Origin of the sequence: Paenibacillus sp. HB172176 (genome assembly GCF_011947265.1) — a bacterium.
Taxonomy (GTDB): domain Bacteria; phylum Bacillota; class Bacilli; order Paenibacillales; family Paenibacillaceae; genus Pristimantibacillus.
This window is the reverse complement of record NZ_JAATHD010000015.1, coordinates 129140-149302: the sequence shown is the minus strand read 5'-3', so window position 1 is coordinate 149302 and position 20163 is coordinate 129140. Positions and strand designations below refer to the sequence as shown.

The 20163-nt window shown below is 51.8% G+C and carries 20 protein-coding genes; 10 read left to right on the top strand and 10 right to left on the bottom strand.

What is annotated here, in order from left to right:
* The first annotated feature begins 41 nt into the window (after positions 1–41).
* On the top strand, positions 42–1268 hold the full coding sequence (locus HFP08_RS18850) for an ABC transporter permease (RefSeq protein WP_168122148.1): 1227 nt from the start codon (positions 42–44) through the stop codon (positions 1266–1268).
* Between the two features lie 76 nt (positions 1269–1344).
* On the opposite strand, the gene HFP08_RS18845 is transcribed toward HFP08_RS18850, so the two are convergent.
* From HFP08_RS18845 to HFP08_RS18825, 5 genes are all read right to left on the bottom strand, one after another.
* The gene (locus HFP08_RS18845; protein ID WP_168122147.1) at positions 1345–2340 is read right to left on the bottom strand and encodes a TIGR03943 family putative permease subunit; all 996 of its coding nucleotides are present in this window, start codon (positions 2338–2340) and stop codon (positions 1345–1347) included.
* Positions 2337–3254 carry a permease gene (locus tag HFP08_RS18840; protein WP_240941588.1) on the bottom strand — a complete coding sequence of 306 codons (918 nt, stop codon included), beginning with the start codon at positions 3252–3254 and terminating at the stop codon, positions 2337–2339. The genes HFP08_RS18845 and HFP08_RS18840 overlap by 4 nt, the downstream gene beginning before the upstream one ends.
* 284 nt (positions 3255–3538) lie before the next feature.
* Complete coding sequence (locus tag HFP08_RS18835) at positions 3539–4756, bottom strand: glycosyltransferase family 4 protein (protein ID WP_168122145.1); 1218 nt, start codon at positions 4754–4756, stop codon at positions 3539–3541.
* Complete coding sequence (locus tag HFP08_RS18830; RefSeq protein ID WP_277345866.1) at positions 4746–5675, bottom strand: lysylphosphatidylglycerol synthase transmembrane domain-containing protein; 930 nt, start codon at positions 5673–5675, stop codon at positions 4746–4748. The genes HFP08_RS18835 and HFP08_RS18830 overlap by 11 nt, the downstream gene beginning before the upstream one ends.
* A gap of 140 nt (positions 5676–5815) precedes the next feature.
* Positions 5816–6700 (bottom strand): AraC family transcriptional regulator, encoded by an 885-nt coding sequence (locus HFP08_RS18825; protein WP_168122144.1) that lies wholly within the window; start codon positions 6698–6700, stop codon positions 5816–5818.
* A gap of 122 nt (positions 6701–6822) precedes the next feature.
* Between HFP08_RS18825 and HFP08_RS18820 the strand changes: the two genes are divergently transcribed.
* Positions 6823–7605: a phytanoyl-CoA dioxygenase family protein gene (locus HFP08_RS18820; RefSeq protein ID WP_168122143.1), complete on the top strand. Its 783-nt coding sequence runs from the start codon at positions 6823–6825 to the stop codon at positions 7603–7605.
* Here the strand turns inward: HFP08_RS18820 and HFP08_RS18815 are convergent.
* Both HFP08_RS18815 and HFP08_RS18810 read right to left on the bottom strand, forming a co-directional pair.
* A complete protein-coding gene (locus HFP08_RS18815) occupies positions 7600–8235 on the bottom strand; it encodes a GntR family transcriptional regulator (protein WP_168122142.1) in 636 nt (211 codons plus the stop codon). The two genes, HFP08_RS18820 and HFP08_RS18815, sit on opposite strands and share 6 nt — an antisense overlap.
* A 16-nt stretch (positions 8236–8251) precedes the next feature.
* Positions 8252–9055: a sugar phosphate isomerase/epimerase family protein gene (locus HFP08_RS18810; RefSeq protein ID WP_168122141.1), complete on the bottom strand. Its 804-nt coding sequence runs from the start codon at positions 9053–9055 to the stop codon at positions 8252–8254.
* A gap of 150 nt (positions 9056–9205) precedes the next feature.
* Here HFP08_RS18810 and HFP08_RS18805 point away from each other — a divergent pair, with 150 nt between their 5' ends.
* The 4 genes from HFP08_RS18805 to HFP08_RS18790 are packed head-to-tail and all read left to right on the top strand — an operon-like array spanning position 9206 to position 13203.
* Positions 9206–10063, top strand: coding sequence for a phosphogluconate dehydrogenase C-terminal domain-containing protein (locus HFP08_RS18805; RefSeq protein WP_168122140.1), 858 nt, complete (start codon positions 9206–9208; stop codon positions 10061–10063).
* Between the two features lie 5 nt (positions 10064–10068).
* Positions 10069–11118, top strand: a complete 1050-nt coding sequence (locus tag HFP08_RS18800) for a Gfo/Idh/MocA family protein (RefSeq protein ID WP_168122139.1) — start codon at positions 10069–10071, stop codon at positions 11116–11118.
* A gap of 1 nt (position 11119) precedes the next feature.
* Entirely contained in the window at positions 11120–11872 is a 753-nt protein-coding gene (locus HFP08_RS18795; protein ID WP_168122138.1) for an amidohydrolase family protein, read from the top strand.
* Positions 11872–13203 carry a glycoside hydrolase family 140 protein gene (locus HFP08_RS18790; RefSeq protein ID WP_168122137.1) on the top strand — a complete coding sequence of 444 codons (1332 nt, stop codon included), beginning with the start codon at positions 11872–11874 and terminating at the stop codon, positions 13201–13203. Before HFP08_RS18795 ends, HFP08_RS18790 begins: the two co-directional genes overlap by 1 nt.
* A 13-nt stretch (positions 13204–13216) precedes the next feature.
* On the opposite strand, the gene HFP08_RS18785 is transcribed toward HFP08_RS18790, so the two are convergent.
* Positions 13217–14020, bottom strand: coding sequence for a helix-turn-helix transcriptional regulator (locus tag HFP08_RS18785; RefSeq protein ID WP_168122136.1), 804 nt, complete (start codon positions 14018–14020; stop codon positions 13217–13219).
* Between the two features lie 158 nt (positions 14021–14178).
* On the opposite strand from HFP08_RS18785, the gene HFP08_RS18780 reads away from it, so the two are divergent.
* The 3 genes from HFP08_RS18780 to HFP08_RS18770 are packed head-to-tail and all read left to right on the top strand — an operon-like array spanning position 14179 to position 16629.
* Positions 14179–15234, top strand: coding sequence for an amidohydrolase family protein (locus tag HFP08_RS18780; protein ID WP_168122135.1), 1056 nt, complete (start codon positions 14179–14181; stop codon positions 15232–15234).
* Positions 15235–15263: 29 nt separating this feature from the next.
* Positions 15264–15638, top strand: coding sequence for a Rieske (2Fe-2S) protein (locus tag HFP08_RS18775; protein WP_168122134.1), 375 nt, complete (start codon positions 15264–15266; stop codon positions 15636–15638).
* A complete protein-coding gene (locus HFP08_RS18770; RefSeq protein ID WP_168122133.1) occupies positions 15631–16629 on the top strand; it encodes an NAD(P)/FAD-dependent oxidoreductase in 999 nt (332 codons plus the stop codon). The genes HFP08_RS18775 and HFP08_RS18770 overlap by 8 nt, the downstream gene beginning before the upstream one ends.
* Positions 16630–16632: 3 nt before the next feature.
* Here the strand turns inward: HFP08_RS18770 and HFP08_RS18765 are convergent, their stop codons facing one another.
* Positions 16633–17052 carry a DUF1284 domain-containing protein gene (locus HFP08_RS18765; protein WP_240941573.1) on the bottom strand — a complete coding sequence of 140 codons (420 nt, stop codon included), beginning with the start codon at positions 17050–17052 and terminating at the stop codon, positions 16633–16635.
* Between the two features lie 216 nt (positions 17053–17268).
* Entirely contained in the window at positions 17269–18135 is an 867-nt protein-coding gene (locus HFP08_RS18760) for an AraC family transcriptional regulator (protein ID WP_168122132.1), read from the bottom strand.
* A gap of 105 nt (positions 18136–18240) precedes the next feature.
* Here HFP08_RS18760 and HFP08_RS18755 point away from each other — a divergent pair.
* The coding region (locus HFP08_RS18755) for a glycoside hydrolase family 2 protein (protein WP_168122131.1) at positions 18241–20163 on the top strand (1923 nt) is incomplete at its 3' end.

Below are 20163 nucleotides of genomic sequence, written 5' to 3'. Positions count from 1 at the left end.
TCATTAATCAACTAAATGTCAAATGAATGGCGGGGATATGAATGAAAAGTATGAATTTGTTTCAAAATAAGATAACCTGGCTTGGCATCGCGGCGATATTTGTCTTCATTCTTCTGCTCGGCCTCGCTCAGATCGGCTCCGTATCGAATCCGGTGCCGAAGCGAATGCCCGTAGCTCTCGTCATGGAGGATCATGAAGTCGAAATGGCTAATGGGCAGAAGCTGGCGGTGGGCGAGATGATTCAGGAGCAGCTCACTACACTTCCCGAGGATGGCTCAGTTCCGACTCTCGAATGGGATATCCTCCCGAGTGAAGAGGCGGCTATGGATGCTCTCGATCATATGGACGATTATGCCGCGGTCATAATACCCGAATCGCTTAGCGAAAGCACAGCTTCGCTATTAGATGCGAATCCGCAGCAAGGAGCGATCCAAATTTATATCAATCAAGGGAAGAATGCAACAGGAGCTAGCATGGTGTCGTTAGCTCTGTCGAAAATCGGGGATGGTATTAATCAACAGCTTCGCATGCAAATGATGGAAGCGGTCAAGGCGCAGGGTGATCAACTAAACACGGCTCAAGCGTCTTCTCTCGCCTCGCCTATTCAGTTCGAGATTCAGAATGTTAATGAGGTGCCTGCGCATAGCGCGAACGGAAACGCTCCTGTGTCTTTCACCATACTGGCGTGGTTCGGTGCTATTATTGCAACTGTGATGCTCTTTCTGGCTTCCAGCAAAGCGCGAAACGCGAGCAAGTCGAATAATATGGCCGTTATCCTCTCTCAATCTTTATTGGGGCTGCTGTACGCGGCTGCGGGAGCGTGCGCGACATTGCTGCTTGCCAAAGGTATGCTTGGCATGGAGATTCCGGATACCGCGGAGTTTTTCCTGTACTTTATGCTGATCAGCTACAGCTTTTTCCTCATGCAATCCTGTTTGACGAATTGGCTCGGGCTGAAGGGCATGCCGATATTCATTCTAGTCTTCTTCTTTGGCTCTCCTGTTCTGACTCTTCCCGAGCAGCTTCTGCCCACGCTCTCGCATAATTGGTTGTTCTCCTGGATGCCGCTTCGCTTCTCGGTGGATATATTCAGAGACCTCTTATATTTCGGGAAAGGCTTCAACATTGGTGGTCCGTTGACCATTCTGGCTGCTATTGCCGTTGTCGCTCTGCTGCTCTCATTCCTGTCGGCGTTTAAGAATCAGACCGCCTTGAAAGATTCTGAAGCGACCGAAGTTACTGGTTCCTCTGTCGGAGCGTTGGAGTAGGGTAGAAGGGGGAATAACAGAAGGTCCGCGTCAGATGCGGACCTTCGTGCTGCTTGTTGATTCCAATTCAATGCGATCAATAAATGCGATAGACATAAGGATCATCCGGGGCGTCGATGGCATCGAAGGAGGTTACTTCGAGCACGGGAATGGTTTGCTTGAAGGGTTGATACAACTCGGAGGTGAGCTTGCCTGTCACATGCACCCAGTCGTCGTTATTCAGCACCGTCCCTTTGGGGAACTTCACCAGCATTCCGAACACGCCCGAGTCGGCTGCGCAATGGATGAAACCGAAGCGGAAGATGAAGTAATGCTCATCGTCGATTTGTTCTCCCTTGTAGGCAAAGCCGTTGAAGGTTAAGGACTTGCCCATGAAGTCGCCGGGATAATTGTAGATGACTTCGAGACCTTTCATGAAATTATTGTCGTCGAGCGTAATATTGTTCAGATCGGCAAAGTCGCCCAGCTCCTTGTTTTTGAGCTTGTCATAGCTCGACTCGCTGTAGAAGACGCTGGAATCCGGCTTGAGGAACTGATGCTGGCCAGGTGTCTGATCATCCATGCCGACCTCGGTCGGGAAGGAGAAGCCTTTTGCCTTCACGAAGCTCGAATCCAGGGTTTGCACAGGCAGAAAGATTCCGGTGAATATCGGGAAAAACAAGATCAGATAACCGAGATGCCGCTTCCATCTCGACTTGGGCTCATGGGAGTGACCGAAATGATCATGATCATGTTCATCATGATTATGATGGTGGTCGTGGTCGTGGTCGTGATCATGATGTGAATGAGCGTGATCATGATTATGCTGGTGATGATCATGCTGTTCGTGATCATGCCGATCTTGGCCGAGCTGGGCTTCTTTAGCAAGCTGGTCCTGCTCCTCCTGCTTTGCCTTCGCCTTGTCCAACTGTTGAAGCCGGATAAACTCGATAATGCAAAGAAGCGATAACACTGTAATCGCGATGGTGGACAAATAGGTATATTTCGTGTTGATAAACATATTTAATTTGCCTTCCTGGCGAATGATAGCGAACATCAACGTAAATCCTAGCAATATAATGAAACGAGTCATCCCACTAACCTCCCGACAATCAAAGATCCAATCAATGTGCACACGGTTATCAAAGCGATCAGGACAACAACAAACTTCGTTTTGAATGCTCCCAGCAGCATCAATGTATTCTTGATATCAACCATGGGTCCGAATACGAGAAAGGCCGAGATTGCGCCAAGCGAGAACGTGCTTCGGAAGGAAGAGGCGATGAATGCATCGGCTTCCGAGCAAAGAGACATGGTAAACGCCAATGTAATCATGACAAGCGAAGCCATAATCGGGTTGCTGCCGATATGCAGCAGGGATGATGTCGGGATAAAGGTTTGCATGCAAGCCGCGATAAATGCGCCGAACACCAAATATTTGCCGACAGAGAAAAACTCTTCCACGGAATGAAGCAGCACGGACCATATCTTGCGCTTGAAAGGAATCTTCGGCTTTACTGCCGCAGGCGCTTCAATCGTCGCGGCCGTTTGCCGAGCGGCGAGTTGCTGCGCCAATTTCTGCTCGCCCTCCGTACGGAACGGAAGCACGGGGAAGAAATAGGCGACGGTAAGAGAAACGACCAAGGCGACCGCGTATGCCATTCCTGCTCGAATTGCGACGATTCTCCAGTCATTGCCGAAGGCGATATAGGTGGAGAACAGCACGATCGGATTGATGACCGGCCCCGTCAGCATGAATGCGATACCGGCATTCAAGGGCACGCCTTTGCCAAGCAGCCTGCGGGTTATCGGCACAATGCCGCATTCGCAGGAAGGGAACAGAATGCCGATGCTGCAACCGAACAACGTTGCCAGGAAACGGTTTCGCGGCATAATGCGGGCTATCCAGCGTTCGGTAATGAAAGATTGTATGAGACCGGAGATAATAACGCCCACCAGGACGAAGGGGATAGCTTCCATAATCATGCTGAGGAAAATCGTATTCATCTGTAGAAAAGTTTTCACATTTGCACCTTCTAATAGAGTTGATAGCGAACGAATAGAGCAACCTAAATAATAGATTAACATAAGCTAGCAGGATATGCTAACTTCGATAAATGGTTGGTTTGCACATGATTTCCTCGGGTCAAGCTTGGAATGGAAAGGGGCGCTAGCACAAAGTTTGGTTGGTGCGTTGGCAGTAAGGAGAGTGGAAGTGACGACACGAGAGGTTGCAATAGAATTCGAAGAAGGCCCCAGGGCAGTACCTTGAGGCCGGTGGCAATAGTTGATTACTTGGCTTGCGCCCTTGATTTCTTGCTCGTCAGCATTTCTCTGGAGCGGAAAGGGAGCAAGCTCCTCTTCGAAGCGGGGAATTGGGACAGAAAGCGATCAAGCTTATCGGCTAATGCGACATAGTTGAAGCTGCTCTTGGCTCGTTCATAACCATTCTTCGTTAATCGCGCGCGCAGCATATCGTTCTGTTTGAAGCGAAGGATCGCTTCAACAAGCTCCTGCTTGGAGGAGGGATCCACCAGCAAGCCGGTCTCTTCATGAAGCACGGCTTCCGAAGCGCCGCCGGATTTGCCGGCAATGACGGGCAGTCCCGTCGAGGCGGCCTCCAGATAGACGATGCCGAACCCTTCCGCGTCTCCGCTCTCCAATTGACGGCACACCATGATGAATTGATCGCACAGGTTGTAGATGGAGTTGAGCGCATGCTTGCTTTCAATCGCGCCAAGGAATGTGACATAATCCGAGACGCCTTCGTCAGATGCAAGCTGCTGAAGCCGCTTGCGTTCAGGGCCGTCTCCCGCGATGATGTACATCACATTCGGAATGACCTTCACCAGCTCGTGCAAGGCTTCGATGACTCGATCATAGCCTTTGCGTTCTACCAGTCGACCTACAGAGAGAATATTATATCTTCCCTCGATGCTGTACTTCTGCTTCAACGCGGGGTTCTCCGGCTCCTGATTGTAATCCTGATCCACGCCGGGATAGATGAGTTCAATTCGTGCCGGTTCGACCCCGTATTCCTCTACAAGAGATCGAGTAAACTGGCTGTTCGTTAGCACGCCGTCCGCTCGCCTTAGAATCCTGCCTACCAGCCGGTTCAAAATTCGGAAGCGTCTGAACATCAGCATGTCCATGCCGTGAGTAGAGATGATATAGCGCCGCTTGCCGTAACAGCTGAGCAGATATCCGATAAAGGCGATAAGTACATGTCCGTAGATCGTGATCTCAATCCGTTCTTCCCTGATCGTTTGGCGAACCAGGCGAAACATGCGGAGCCAACTGGACATATGCAAGCTCTCGTTCCTGAGAAAGTTTCCTCTCAAGATACGAAAGGATTGAGCTTTGTCGAATTGCTCGTCTCCGTCGTAAGATGAAGCGAGCACCGTCATATCCAGCTTGGAATTTTTGGCAAGATGATAATAGTAATTCTGCATGCCTCCAATCCCTGGAGGGAATACACCTGTTACAAGCAGCACTTTTTTACGAGACATGTCGGTTCACTCTTTTCGCTAGATAGTGTAGGGCATTCATTATTAGAAAGAACAGAGCCTCGGCAAGCAGATTCCATATTCGGGCGATGATCGAAATCTGGGCGGCGACGGACGCTGGCGCATGAAAGCTCAGAAAATAGACCAGGAAGCCCTCCCTTACGCCGATTCCTCCCGGCAAGGGACTCATTAAGCCCAGCATCCAGGAAGAAGCGAAGGTGCCGGCAGCATACCAGAGGTTCACTTGCGGTAGATCAAAGCTTTGGATGAGCAGCCAGAACGCGGCTCCCATAACCATATGAGAGGCCAGGAAGTAGAGAAGATGCAGGAAGAATGCTCCTCTGCCAAGCTGCAGCGTAACCTCCCCGTACTTATCTGCCAACTCCCGCACTCGGCGAAGCGGAAACTTGCGAATGACGAGGAACAGCGATTCTCTCATCCACTTGGAAAGCTGCTTGTAGCCCAGGAAGAAGGCGAGCAGCAGCCCGCCGAACAGATAGAGAACATACATAGGCAAAATGCTCAAATACATGGTGAGAGCAAGCGCATATACGGCTGCGGCGGCAACGAGCAAAATATTCTCGTACACGATTGCGGACAGCTGTGCCTCCATTCTCGCTCCTTCTCTTGAAGCAAGCATAACCCGACCCGCATAATTCCATATCCCTCCTGGAATATATTTGGCGAACTGCGAGTTGATATAGACGAGCAGACCCGCACGCAGCGTAAGCTGCTTTCCCGCAAAGCTGTTCAGAATGCTGACCCAGATCGCGGCTTGAAGCATGAGGAACAAGGCGAACAGGGCAATCGAGCCGTAGAACAAGCCGCCTGCGCCGAGCAAGTAATGGACAATTTGATTCGGCTTCAGCGAGATGCTGGTCCATGCGAAATAGAGAATGGCTGCGCCTGCCGCGAGTTTGATCAGAAGCGATATCGATTTCCGGGAAAGAATCAGAAAGGCTCACCCTCCTTATTCTCTCTAGTATAGCCTCTCGCGATAGTCGAACATAACCACTTTACAAACTCTTAAATGACTGGGGCGCGTCGTTAACGGTCTGCGGCTCATTCCTTGATCTTGTTCATCTTGATTGCCTCGCGATAGGCCGCAGGAGCGATTCCTTTCATCTTCGCGAACACTCTCGTGAAATAATGAACAGAAGAGAAGCCCGCTCTCTCGGCGATTTCCTTGATCGGCATCTCTGACTTGGCCAGCATGGCTTCCGCGAAGCGAATCCGTTCAAGCCTAAGCAGAACAGAGAAGGATTCATGAATGCTGCTTCCCAGAATACGCGACAATTGGCGTTCGGAGACATTCAATGCTTTGGCTAATTGAGGGATGGTCAACGGCTGCGACAGATTATCGCGAATGTACAGCTTCGCCCGATGAACGATGACCGCCGCATTGGAAGAAATCTCGGGCTCGCGGACGTTCTCTGCAGGTCCAAGCAAGGTGGCGAAAGAGGTTAGCAGAGCATGCGCCAACTGAGGCAGTAACGACAGCGGGACAGCCTTCCCGGGCTCTTCAGGCAGCATTAGCGATTTCCACAGCTGGGCGACCGGAAGCTCTGATAGATTGTCAAGCCATACAGATCCATTAAGCAGAGCTTGTTCATAGGCACGAGCCTCGACCGAACGTTCCTGCTCCTGAACCGCCTCGAAGGCGACAAAGAAAAGCTCCAGCTTTTCTACTTCCTTGATTTGATGAAGAACGGACGGATGCGAACAGAAGAGTGCTCCCTCATACAAGGAATAACGCCTCCCTCCTTCTTCATATACGCCGCTTCCGCCATTCACATAGCAGATTTCAAAGAAGGAATGCTTGTGTACCATATTCGCGGGCAAATCTTGATCTGCGCCCCAATAGTGAATGCGAAATTGCAGCCCGTTTCCTTGCAAAAATCCCGCAAAACGATTCAATCGATCTGCGCTTTTCTCCCATTGATACATAGGATGTTTATCTCCTTTGGCGTGATATTGCAAAAAGGCGTCTTGACACTGCAAATACGCTTCTGCCGACGATGCTTATAATTTAACTATAAAACAAAAGATAATGCGAGAGGAGAACGAACATGATTGCAGAGAAAAATGTGGATTTTTACAAAAAAAACGGCTACTTGCTTGTCAGGGGGGTATTCAATGAGGAGGAAGTGGACGCCATGCGTGAAGCCGTTGAAGGCATTATCCAGCGAGCTGCGCTTGCCAATCAGGATCAAAATCATGCCTGGCAAGGCGAATTCATTCCTTCCCAGCAATTGAAGAAGCTTGTGCTGAAGGGATTTCACGATGTTCATTATCATGACGCGGCGTTCACCAGGGCGGTTGTTCACCCGAATATGGTTGCCGTACTGCGAGCCGTTATTGGCCCGAATGTCCAGCTTCATCATTCCAAAATGCTGGTCAAGCCGCCGGAGAACGGAGCGGCGTTTCCCATGCATCAGGATTACCCCTATTTCCCCCATGAGCAGCATTCCATGCTTGCGGCAAGCGTGCATCTGGATGACGCGGATATGGAGAACGGCTGCTTATGCGTTGTTCCGGGATCGCATAAGCAAGGTCCCTTGCCGCATGTGGGGAAGCATTATCTGAATCATAAGGAGCATCCGATCTCCTCGGGAACGCCATGCCCGGCCAGGGCGGGGGATGTGCTGTTCTTCAATTATTTGACCATTCACGGCTCTGAGCCGAATCGCAGCAGCCGGACCAGAAGGAATGTGCTGTTTCAGTATCGGGATGCCATGGATAAGCCGGCGACAAGGGAGCATTTTGACTGGGGTATGGGCCTTATGGTCAGCGGCGAAAATCCGGATTTCGATGATGTCAGACCCGAGTTCTCTATTAAGCCCAACTTATAAAATGAGGATGCGCTTCCCGTATTCCAGATGCCGTTCCATAGCAAGGAACGCTTCTTCGGAAGCGCCGTCCCTGATACAGGCGAATATTCTCGCATGATCTTCCAATGACACGCCGATTCGGCTGCGATCCTTGCGAAGCACGCGGAGGGCGACTTGATAGAGCTTGTCCTGAAGCCGATCAATCGCTTGAATGATTTCCACATTTCCGTTAAGCTCCATCAGCTTGCTGTGAAAGGCGGCATCGGCTTTGGTGAAGGCGCTGAAATCCTGAGAATCCTTGGCTTGCTCTTGCTCGCGCAGGTTGCTCTCGAACCATTCCAGCGTCTTCTCGTCCAAGGTTTGCTGGGCCAGTCGCTTCACGACATAACATTCGATCGCCGATCTGAAGTCGTATAGATCGATTGCCCGCTGCAGCGTCAGCTCAGCGACAATCAGACCCTTGTTCGGCGTATAATTCGCCAGACCTTCCGCGTCAAGCCTCTCCAGCGCCGATCGAATCGGCGTTCGGCTCATGCCGAGCATCTCAACCAAATGACGCTCGGTAAGGAATTGTCCCGCCTCGATCTCTCCATCCAGAATGAGTTGACGAAGCCGAATATAGGCTTGTTCTTTCAATGTTACTGCTGCCATCGCAATCCCCCGTTCTCTATTCGAAATTCAATGTGTTTAAGTAAGCCAGACTCTGTTCGAACCACTTGCGCTCCAGTCGTATCGTATCGCCGATAGACTTCGTATACGGCGTCCACAACTCCAGAATGGCTGTCGGCCTCTCGGGAAGGGTTGTTGCGCGGCGGAGAAGATCAGGTATATTCAGCTTACCATATCCCGCAGGCGTTCCCAATATTTCGAACCCCATGGCATGGGAAACTCTTTCGATTGTGAAGTCCTTGATATGAAGATTTCGAACATACGGCATCAAATGCTCGAATACGCGCTGGGGATCGTCCAAAGCGCCAAAGGAATTGACTGTATCCAAGCAGCAGCCAAGCATGGGACTGCGCAGATCACAGAGCAAGGCGGCGAGATCGCTGCTGCGATGAAGGCCGTGATTCTCGATCGCAAGACATACACCGGCGTTCTCGAAATGAGGCAGCGCCTCTGCTAACTGGAGTCTGGCTGCGGCAAGATCCGGCATGGTAATCAAGCTGCGGACCAGCTTGGCGCCGAGTTGCTTCGCGATGGCCAAGTAGCGCAGAAGATGCTCGGGAGCTGTTCCGCGCGTTCCGACCTCCAAATCAATGCGAGAGTCATCGGCCAGTTCCTTCAGCCTGTTGAGCTGCGAATCGGATTGAGCGTGAAGCGGGATGTTATCCGCGATTTGCACGAGAGAGACATGATGCGCGGATGCGATGGCAAGCAATCCTTCAAGCGTTAGCGGGGTTTGCGGGGCGGCGTAACCGGGCACGCCGATCGCCCAAGTAAAGGTGTAGGTGCTTATTCCTAGTTGCATTGGGAAGTACCTCCATCTCTTCATTTTTTGTCGTTCATTCATTATAAATCAAGATTGGATTATTGTGAATATATATTGTATACATATTGAATACAAATTCAAATTACGTTATTCTGTCTTATGAAGAAAAGGAAACAGGAGGGCGAAAACATGATGAAAATCGCATTAGTCGGAGCGGGAGGCAAGATGGGATGCCGCATCGCGGATAATTTGAGGAAAGGCTCAAGAGAGGTTCGCTATATTGAAATTCATCCGGACGGAATCGCGAGATTGGCAGAACGAGGCATTACTCCCGTAAAGCTCGAGGATGGCGCAAAAGATGCGGATATTATCGTACTGGCCGTTCCGGATACGGCAATTGGCAAGCTTGCGGAAGAAATCGTTCCGCTTATGAAGGCAGGCTCGATGATGATGGTGCTGGATCCGGCAGCCGCTTATCTGGGGAAGCTGCCATCAAGAGAAGATATTGCTTATTTCGTGGCGCATCCTTGTCATCCGCCGGTATTCAATGACGAGGTGACGCCGGAAGCGAAACGGGATTTCTTCGGCGGCGTGGCCGCCAAGCAAGCCATCGTGTGCGCGCTTATGCAAGGAGTGGATGCGGATTATGAGAGAGGCGAGTCGGTTGCCAGAGAGATGTACTCGCCTGTGATGCGTTCCCATCGCATTACGGTAGAGCAGATGGCGATGCTGGAGCCGGCGATGGCGGAGACGATCAGCTCCATGATGGTTACGGTGCTCGGCGAGGCCATGGAGGAAGCGGTGAACCGGGGAGTGCCGTATGAAGCGGCGAAGGACTTCATGCTGGGTCATATTAATATCCAACTTGGCATCGTATTCGAGAAAGTGAATCCATTCTCCGACGCTTGCCTGGTGGCGATTGATTATGGCAGGAAATTTATGATTAAAGAAGGATGGAAAAATCTCTATAATGAAGACAAGCTCTACGAGCAAATCGATATGATGCTTCATCCCCAAAAGATGAAAGATTTAAAGATCGAGGGATAGCGGACATGACGCATTGGAAGATTGGAGTCGTTGGCGCGGGATGGTGGTCGGAGAAGCATTTGTCTGCCTGGTCCCGAATCCCCCAGGTTGAAATTGAAGCTCTGTGCGATATCAGCCTCGCGAAGCTGAAAGAGAGGGGCAAGCAATACCTCGTCGCGGAGGATCGCTTCTATACCTCCTTCGATGAAATGTTGCAAAACAGCGATATTGATGTAGTGGATATAGTGACAGGACCCGAGACGCATCTTGAATTGGTGCGAGGGGCTGCGGCGGCGGGCAAGCATATCATGTGCCAGAAGCCGTTCGCTCCCAGCCTTCGGGAGGCTGAGGAAATGGTCAGAATAGCGCAGGAGGCGGGCGTGCGATTAATGGTAACGGAGAATTGGCGCTGGCTGCAGCCTTTTCAAACGATCAAGAGAATACTCGATGAGGGGCAGCTCGGCAAGCTGCATGTGGCGCGCTATATTCATACGGATTATTATACACCGCGAATGATGCCCGGAGCGCGGCTTCCCCAGCCTTTCTTTCGGGAAATGCCGAAGCTCCTCTTCTATGAAATGGGCGCGCATTGGTTCGACACCTGGCGCTTTCTGTTCGGAACGCCCAAGCGGCTGTACGCGGAGACGGCAAGAATCAGTCCTTACATCAAGGGGGAGGACACAGGTATAATTACACTGGGCTATGATGATTTCTACGGCTGTCTGGATATGAGCTGGGCAACGCGGCGCGAGCTGGACAAGCCGCCTGGAGAAGAGGTGGGGCCCCTCCATCGCGAGCAGCTAAGCATCGACGGCGCTGCGGGCACATTAAAGCTGTATACCTCAGGCAGGATCGCAATCGTGGATAGAGAAGGGAAAGAGGAAATCATCGAGGAGAAGACAGCGCTGGATCATGAAGAAAGCCATTTCAGGCTGCAGTCGCATTTTATTGCATGCATGAACAGCGGCGAGCCGTTCCAGACGAGCGGCGAAGATAATTTAACGACGCTCCGCATGGTTTTCGGCGTGTATGAGAGCGCATTCAGGCATGAACCCATTCAAATTCCGGAGGGATAACATGATTATTGACGTACACGCTCATTTGGGTTGGGATCAGGTATTCGACGAGGATTTCACGCTTCAGGATCTATTGAACAAGCATCAACGCTTCTCTATTAACAAAACAATTGTTCAGCCGGGCTCCTGCCATACGATCGAGGATGTTCGCAAGCAGCATGACGTGATCGCGGAGGCATCGAAGCGTTATCCGGGGCAATTCCACGGCATGGCGAATCCGAATCCGCATCTTCCCGAGCTCGTCTACGAGACCGAGGTCCGCAGATGCGTCGAGGAGTTGGGCTTCGTCGGCATCAAGATTCATACGGCCGCGCATGGCGTCAATCCCGGAAGCAGGGACGGGCGCAAGGTGTTCAAGCTCGCGGATAAGCTGGGCGTTCCGGTCATGATTCATACCGGAGCGGGCATTCCGTTCGCCAATCCAAGCTATCTGATTCAAGTGGCGCAAGACTTCCCCGAGGTGAAGATCGTGATGGCGCATTGCGGCATGATGATTATGGCAGGAGAGGTGCCTATCATTATGCGGGCATGTCCGAATGTGTATGCGGATATGACATGGACGGCCGGTTTCAACATTCGCAATTGGTCGCGGGAGTTCGGAGCGCATCGATTCATGTATGGAAGCGATCATGCGGACAATGCGGGAACGGAGCTCGGGAAGATTCAAACCTGCGATTTGACCGAAGAGGAACGGGAGTGGATTCATCATCGCTCGGCAAGTGCGGTGTATGCTTTGGACGGAGGTGAGCGGTGATGAAGAAAGAGCTGTCTGCTCTACGAGTAAGCGACAACAACCGGTTTCTTATTCAGGAGGACGGCGCCTCGTTCTTCTGGCTGGGCGATACGGCATGGGAGCTCTTCCATCGACTGGATCGAGAGGAGACGGAGCTGTATTTGCGAAATCGGGCCGAGCTTGGCTTCACTGTCGTGCAAGCGGTCGCCTTGGCCGAGCTGGAGGGGCTGTCCACGCCTAATCGTTATGGGCGACTTCCTCTGAAGAAGAATGAGCGCGGCGAATACGATCCAAGCCAGCCCCATGTGGAAGCAGGCGTGTACGATTATTGGGATCATGTAGATTTCGTAATGGAGAAGGCGGCTTCGTTCGGCATTTATATCGCCTTGCTGCCGACATGGGGGGACAAGTATCATCAAGCATGGGGCAAGGGGCCGGAAATTTTCACCGAGAGCAACGCGAAGGCGTACGGACAGTTTCTTGGGAAACGATTTGCGGATAAGAGCAATATTGTTTGGGTGCTTGGCGGGGATCGGCCGCTTGCGAAGATCGAGCATTTTCAAATTAATCGGGCTCTTGCGGAAGGCATACGTGAGGCGGATGCGCAGAGGAAGCTCATTACGTTCCATCCGAAAGGCGGGGAATCCTCCTCCTGCCATGTTCATAACGAGGCATGGCTTGATTTCAATATGATTCAGTCGGGTCATGGGCAAAGCGACCGCAACAATTACGCGAAGGTAGGGCGGGATTATCTGCTTCATCCCGTGAAGCCGACGCTGGATGCGGAGCCCTGCTATGAAGATCATCCGATAGGCTTTAACCCGGAAAACGGCTATTTCGACGCGGCGGATGTAAGAGCCGCGGCTTATTATGCCGTATTCGCAGGCGGCTTCGGCCATACCTACGGTCATCATTCCGTATGGTGCATGAGCCGGGGGCAATACAGCTCGCTCGACTTCTCCGATGAGGGAGCCTATGTCATCATGAGCTGGCAGGAGGCAGTGCAGCGCCCCGGAGCCGCTCAAATGCGTCATGTTCGCGCGCTGCTGGAATCGCGGCCGTTCCTGGAACGCGTGCCGGATCAGGAGTTGCTTGCCGGCAATTATAACGGCGCGAATTATATAGCGGCCACGCGAGGGAGCGACTATGCGTTCCTCTATACGCCGAACGGATTAACGATTAGGGTGAAGATGGGCAAAATTACGGGCGAACAAGTGAAGGCCTCATGGTTTGATCCTCGGCAAGGAACGATAACGGAAATCGGTCGCTTCGACAATGCCGGAATTCTTGCCTTCACGCCTCCATCCTCAGGAAGAGGGAATGACTGGGTGTTAGTGCTCGACAGCATGTGAATGAAGGGAGACTTCAAACCTTTGTTGGCGGTTCGTTCGGATTTTCCTTGAAGAAGGAGGATGGCGGCGAGCCTGTCCATCTCCTGAACATGCGATTGAAGTAGGATTGATCGCAATAGCCGAGCAAGTCCGCAATGTGGCCAATGGTGAAGTTCGTATGAAGCAAGAGATCCTTGGCCGCATTGACTCTAACCTGATGCAAGTAGTCAATGGGCGTAATGCCCGACACCTCGCGAAACATTTGAGTGACATAATTCGGCGTGCGCTCGATAAGCTGCGCCAGCTCCTCGATTCGAATTTGCTCGGTATAATGCTCCAGAATATATTGCCGAAGCTGCTTGACATGGGCCATCTTGGCGCCTGGGAAATTCAGATCCTCGAATTCGCGGCAAGCGATGGCCAGCAGCTCTTGCGTCATCGATTCCGCGAGCGGGACGTAATAAGGAAGCTTGCCAATCCAATGCTGCATCAACAGCACAAAGCGCTGCTTGATATAGTCGAATTGCGAGGCTGCAGCCTTCTTATGCCCCTCGGGGCCGGCAAGTGCCCGGAGCGTTGTTTCACCGGTTTTCTCCAGTGTGAAATGCGCCGAATACTTCTGATGAGGCTGCCCGTTCACCCCAGTCGCATATCTCAGCGCGCCCGCGCGAATGTAGAACAGCTCCCCTTTCTTAATAATAATATCCTCTCCGTTCAAATTGTAGCGAACCTGCCCCTGAGTGACAAACAGCAGAATATCATGCGATGTCCTAGAGGACTCCTTCTCCCACATTGGATCTTCAATATCGTCGATATAAACGGAATGCAAATGAAGCATAATAGGCCTCCTTGCTTGCGAGATCGCTTCAGTATGTAGTCTTATTCTTATCATAATGTAGAATCGTCCAAAAAGAAATAGAATTATTAATCGCATCTTTATCATTAATCCTATACGATTGTATCTATCAAGACAGGAATGAGAAAGGTGTGATATCGATGAATCATAGCAAAGTCATTGACTGCGATGTTCATAATGAGTTTAAGTCCCATGAAGATTTGCTTCCGTATTTGCAGCAGCCATGGAAGCGCATGGTGTCCGAGTTCGGACTTCGTCTGCCGTTTATGTATAACTCGCCGATCGGCGTGCTGCGCAAGGATGCCATTCCGCCGAACGGGGGATCACCGGGGTCCGATCCGCATTATATGCTGAAGCATCTGGTGGAGCCGTATGGGTTGGAGCATGTCTTGTTGACCGGCGACACATTGATCCATGTATCGAATTTGCCGGATGCCGACTACGCGTCGGCGCTCGCATCGGCTTATAACGATTATGTGATTGACAAGTGGCTTCCCGTAAGTCCCGTTTTCAAAGGAGCAATGGTCATTGCGACGCAAAATCCGGAGCAGGCGGCGAGAGAGATCGATCGAATCGGTTCTCATCCGGATATTAAAGCTGTTGTCATTAACGGCGCGTCGCGCATTCCTTATGGACAGCAGCATTATCACCCCATCTACGAGGCGGCGGAACGCAATGGTCTCGCTATGATGATTCATCCGGGCTCGGAGGGCTCCGGCATATCGAATCCGCCTACCGGAGCGGGATATTTAAGCACCTATCTGCAATGGCATACCTCTCTGTCCTCTGTCTATATGGCCCAGCTTATCAGCATTGTCTGCGAAGGGGTGTTCGAGAAGTTCCCGAATTTGAAATTCATCTTCTGCGAAGGCGGAGTGACCTGGCTGCCGCATCTGATGTGGCGACTCGACAAGAATTACAAGGGCTTGCGCTGGACCGCTCCGTGGCTGAAGAAGATGCCGAGCCAGTATATTCGCGACAACTGCTTCCTGACGACGCAGCCCATCGAGGAGCCGGACAACTTCAAGCATCTGGAGATGCTGTTCGATATCATCGACGCCGAGAATATGCTCTTGTTCTCCAGCGATTATCCGCACTGGGATTTCGATGATCCGACGGCCATACTGAAGCGGCTTGGCGAGGACGCGAAGCGGAAAATCTTTTATGAGAATGCCAAGCAATTATTTCAGCTATAGGGGTTTGCGAAGAAGGAGGAGATGAAGAGGTGGCAAGGCAATTTGCAGCACTTAGGGAAGATATTCCATCCGGAACGCATCGCATTGTCGAGATTGAAGGACGTTCCATCGGCATTTATAATATCAAGGGAGACTATTACGCGATAGCGAATTATTGTCCCCATGAAGGGGCGGAGCTTTGCAAGGGTCAGGTTTGCGGCACCACCTTGCCCTCCAAGGTCAGCGAATTCGTATACGGACGCGATCAAGAGATAGTGCGCTGCCCTTGGCATGGCTGGGAATTCGATATTAAGACAGGCAAGTCGCTATTCAATGATAGAGTGCGGACAAGGAAATACGCGCTGGAAATAGAGAACGACGAGATTTACCTGGTAATTGGAAGGGGAGGATCGCCGGATGGCTAGCAGTGAACAGATTAGCGATATGATCATTATCGGGGGAGGACCTGCGGGCTTGTTCTCCGCATTCTACGGAGGCATGCGGCAAGCATCGGTGAAAATCATCGAGAGCATGCCGCAGCTGGGGGGCCAGCTTGCAGCCTTGTACCCGGAGAAGCATATTTACGATATCGCCGGATTTCCGAAGGTGACGGCAGGTGAACTGGTGGAGCGGCTACGCGAGCAACTGGAGCTGTTTCGTCCCGAGACTTGCCTCGAGGAGAAGGTGCTGAACGTAACCAAGCTTGAGGAGCGATTGTTTGAAGTGGAGACAAGCAAGACGGTTCATTATGCGAAATCGATCATTATAACCGCGGGCGTCGGCGCCTTCGAGCCGCGCAGGCTGGATTTGCCGGAAGCGCATCGATTCGAGAGCGCGAACTTGCATTATTTTGTCGGCGATCTGCAACGATTCAGAGGAAAGAGGGTCTTGCTGTCCGGCGGCGGAGATTCCGCGGTAGATTGGGCGCTCATGCTGGAAGACATTGCAGAGGAAGTCGTCCTTATCCATCGGAGAGACAAATTCCGCGCGCATGAGCACAGCGTGCAAAGGTTGATGAGCTCCAAGGTCAAGGTTGTCACGCCTACAGAGATTATCGCGCTTCATGGGGAAGCATTGATTCAGAAAGCAACGCTTCGGCATATCACCTCGGGAGAGGAGACGGAGGTCGAAGCGGATGCGGTTATTGTCAATTTCGGCTTCCTGTCTTCACTTGGACCAATCAAGGATTGGGGGATCCAAATTGAAGGCGGTTCAATTGTGGTGGATACGCGAATGGAGACCAGCGTGCCGGGTATCTTCGCTGCGGGAGATATTACGACTTATCCCGGCAAGCTGAAGCTCATCGCCGTTGGATTCGGAGAAGCGCCGACGGCCGTCAATAACGCGAAGGTCTATGTGGAGCCTGGTTCGAAGCTGTCTCCAGGTCATAGCAGCCATATGAAAATTCATGCTTGACGTTCAAGGCAGGGGCCTAAGGCCTCTGCCTTGCCGTATATGCGCGACGCCTTCGGCGCAAACGCCGTAAGACCGCCACTGGCAACGATAACACAATGTTTCGATATCTTTCGCCTCGACGGATCCCCTAATGCGCTCAAGCGCCTCCGACCAAGGCAGGCTCATGCCGAACGTCAGCCCGAGCCGCCGCAGAACATTCCGGTCATGCTCCGCTACCGATTCGTTCAGACAATGCGACTCCTCATTCGCCGGGAAGCACGCGCACAGATCGTCGGGTCCTTCTATAATGGCAATGATCGAGCTTTCGTCGTTTCGAAGCTGTTCATGCACAGATTTCATATTCTCGATAAAAGCAGGCGAATAGCCCATTCCCCGAAAACCGAGCAAGCAAAGCAGATGATGTCCTCTTAAGAAAATTTTCAAGCGACGCTCTCCTCCTAATCGATAGCCTCAGGATAAAACCATCATATCGAATATGTGCTGCGAAGTACATAGGAAGGAATTTCCAGGCGATGAGGAGAGAGGCTGCCGCTTTGGCGGTTGCCTGCAAGAAGAAGGCTTCCCTTTGATCTAGAGTGGCACTGCCGATGGCGGCTGGAAATAGCGAAAGGACAGGCTTTCGATTTTGATGCGTTCTTGTCAAAGATTTCGGTATTCTTCCGGAGACATGCCTTTGTTCTGCTTGAAGATGCGGAAGAAGGTAGCAGCGGATTGGAAGCCAGCCTCGTGGCCGATGTCCGTTACCTTCAACTTCGTGGAAACGAGCAGACTGCATGCTTGCCTCAGGCGGACCTCGTTCACAAGCTCCTTGAATGTTTTGCTTGTGCTCTTCTTAAGCTCGTTGCATAGATGAACCTTGCTGATATGGAAGCGGGCGGCCACCGCTTCCAGAGACAGCTCTTCCCCATAGTGAATCGTCAGATAGAGCAGAATTTGACTGATTAATGGGCTTTCATAAGCCGGCCTCGCATCCATTCCTGTGGATGTTTGCGCCGGAATACTCCGAAATCGACGAAGCCGGATAAGAATTTCAGAAAGCTTGGCTTTCAGAAGAGGCGCGCGCAAAGCGGCATCTCCTTGAAATTCCTCCAGAAGCTCATTCATAAGGCGAAAGAGCTGCTCGTGCTGGGTGGGCATTGTCAGTTGACAATGAGGAGACTCCGAGAAGCCGGGCAGCCACTCTTCGGGTTTCAAAGCATGCTGGCCCGGAGCTCCGAGCAGTTCGATCCCGAACATGCAATTGAATAATTGCAGCGGCTGCGCTCCCTGATTATAGATTTCGTGAAACTGATAAGGAAGGATGAAGGTGACGGTGCCAGGCTTCAAAGGATGCGGGACGCCGTTCACCCACTCCGTTCCGCTGCCCTCCAGCACAAGGGAAAACTCGATGCAATCATGCCGGTGCAGATGGAAATGCCGGGAAACAGTGTTTTTCGAAACGACCAAAGGCAGCGAGGACGATAATATAGGAAAAAACGCTGAATCATAGGTTTTAGGAAAGGTCAACCTGCCGCCTCCCTTTATGAAATGAGATAAAAACCATAAGAAGTGACACTCAAGTGGTTGCTGCCTATTTTATCATAGTGGAAAAGGGAAAAGCGAGGGATTGCAATGTTGAAATTAGATTTGAATGGAACCTGGCAGATGAAAGTCGTTTTGGAGAAGGAATGGCTGCCTGCGGCAGTTCCCGGTTCGGTATGCACGGCATTGCTTCAAGCGGGTAAGATAGAGGAGCCCTATTATCGGGAAAATCAATACGAGATTTTCGAGCTCTTCCGAAAGGATTATGAATACAGAAGAGAGTTTCAACTGTCCGAAGAGCTTCTTGCCGGCGAACTTCTGGAGCTGTGCTGCGACGGCCTGGATACAATAGCGGATATTTATATCAATGGGAAATCCGTCGCGTCTACTCAAAATATGCATCGCTCTTATCGATTCGAAATCAGGGACGCGGTTCATGCGGGAACGAACACATTGCATATCGTGTTTCATTCCGCGGTGGAAATGGTCGAGGAGAAGCAGAAGGAACGTTATCTATGGGCCGCCAATGGCGATTACGTTGTGCAGGGCTATCCGCATTTGCGCAAAGCGCATCATATGTTCGGCTGGGATTGGGGACCGAAGCTTCCGGATTGCGGCATTTGGAGAGATATTTATATTCGCGCAAGCGAGAGCGCTGTCATAGACGACATCTATTTCACCCAGGATCATTCCGAGTCAGGCGTCGTTACGGTTGGTATCGAGGCTGAAATAATAAGATTGAGCGACAAAGAGGACTCGTTCGGCGTTCATGCCGAGCTTCACGCGCCGGACGGCAAGGTGCTTCGGGCGGAACTCGACCATGTGGACGAAGGAAGAATCGAGCTTGCCATTCCTGTCGAGGAGCCGCGGCTATGGTGGCCTAACGGCCTGGGCGAGCAGCCCTTGTATAAGGCGAGGATTGCTCTGTATCGCGGGGCGGATCTGCTCGAGGAGAGGAGCTTCGAAATTGGACTTCGTACGCTGACGGTCAAGCAGGAGCCGGATGGGTGGGGCGAGACCTTCGAGATTGAAGTGAACGGTCATTCCATCTTTACGATGGGCGCCAATTATATTCCGGAGGACAATATTCGCGGAAGGCATAGCAAGGAAAGAACCCGGCGGCTCATTCGCGATTGCGTCGACGCGAACTTCAATTGCATTCGAGTATGGGGCGGAGGCTTCTATCCCGACGATTATTTCTACGAGCTGTGCGATCAATATGGTCTGATCGTGTGGCAGGATCATCTGTTCGCCTGCGCGGAATATGAGATGACGGAGAGCTTCACCGAGGAAATTACCAGAGAAGTGGAGGATAACGTCAAGCGGATTCGGCATCATGCCTCGCTCGGAATTTGGTGCGGCAATAATGAGATGGAGCAGGCGTGGGTGGATTGGGATTTCCCCAAACGCGCCAAGCTCCGTACGGATTATATTAAGCAATTCGAGATTCTGCTTCCGGCGGTGACCAAGCGAATGGACCCGAATACGTTCTACTGGCTGGCTTCGCCTTCCTCCGGTGGCGGCTTCGAGGAGCCGAACGCGGAGCACAAAGGCGATGTGCATTACTGGGAGGTATGGCACGGCGGCAAGCCGTTCACGGAATATCGCAAGCATTTCTTCCGTTTCTGCTCTGAATTCGGGTTCCAATCGTTCCCGTCGCTGAAGACGGTGGAGCAATTTACCGAGGAGAGCGACCGCAACATCTTCACGTCCGTCATGGAATCCCATCAGAAAAATCCCGGAGGCAACGGCAAAATTCTCTATGGCATCTCTGAAAATTTCTTGTATCCGAAGTCCTTCGATTCGCTGCTGTACGTCTCGCAGCTGCTTCAAGCGGAGGCCATGCGATACGGCGTGGAGCATTGGAGAAGAAATCGCGGGCGCTGCATGGGCTCCATCTATTGGCAGCTTAATGATTGCTGGCCGGTAGCTTCGTGGTCGAGCTTGGACTATTACGGCAGATGGAAGGCGCTTCATTACAGCGCCAAGCGCTTCTACGCGCCGCTGCTGATT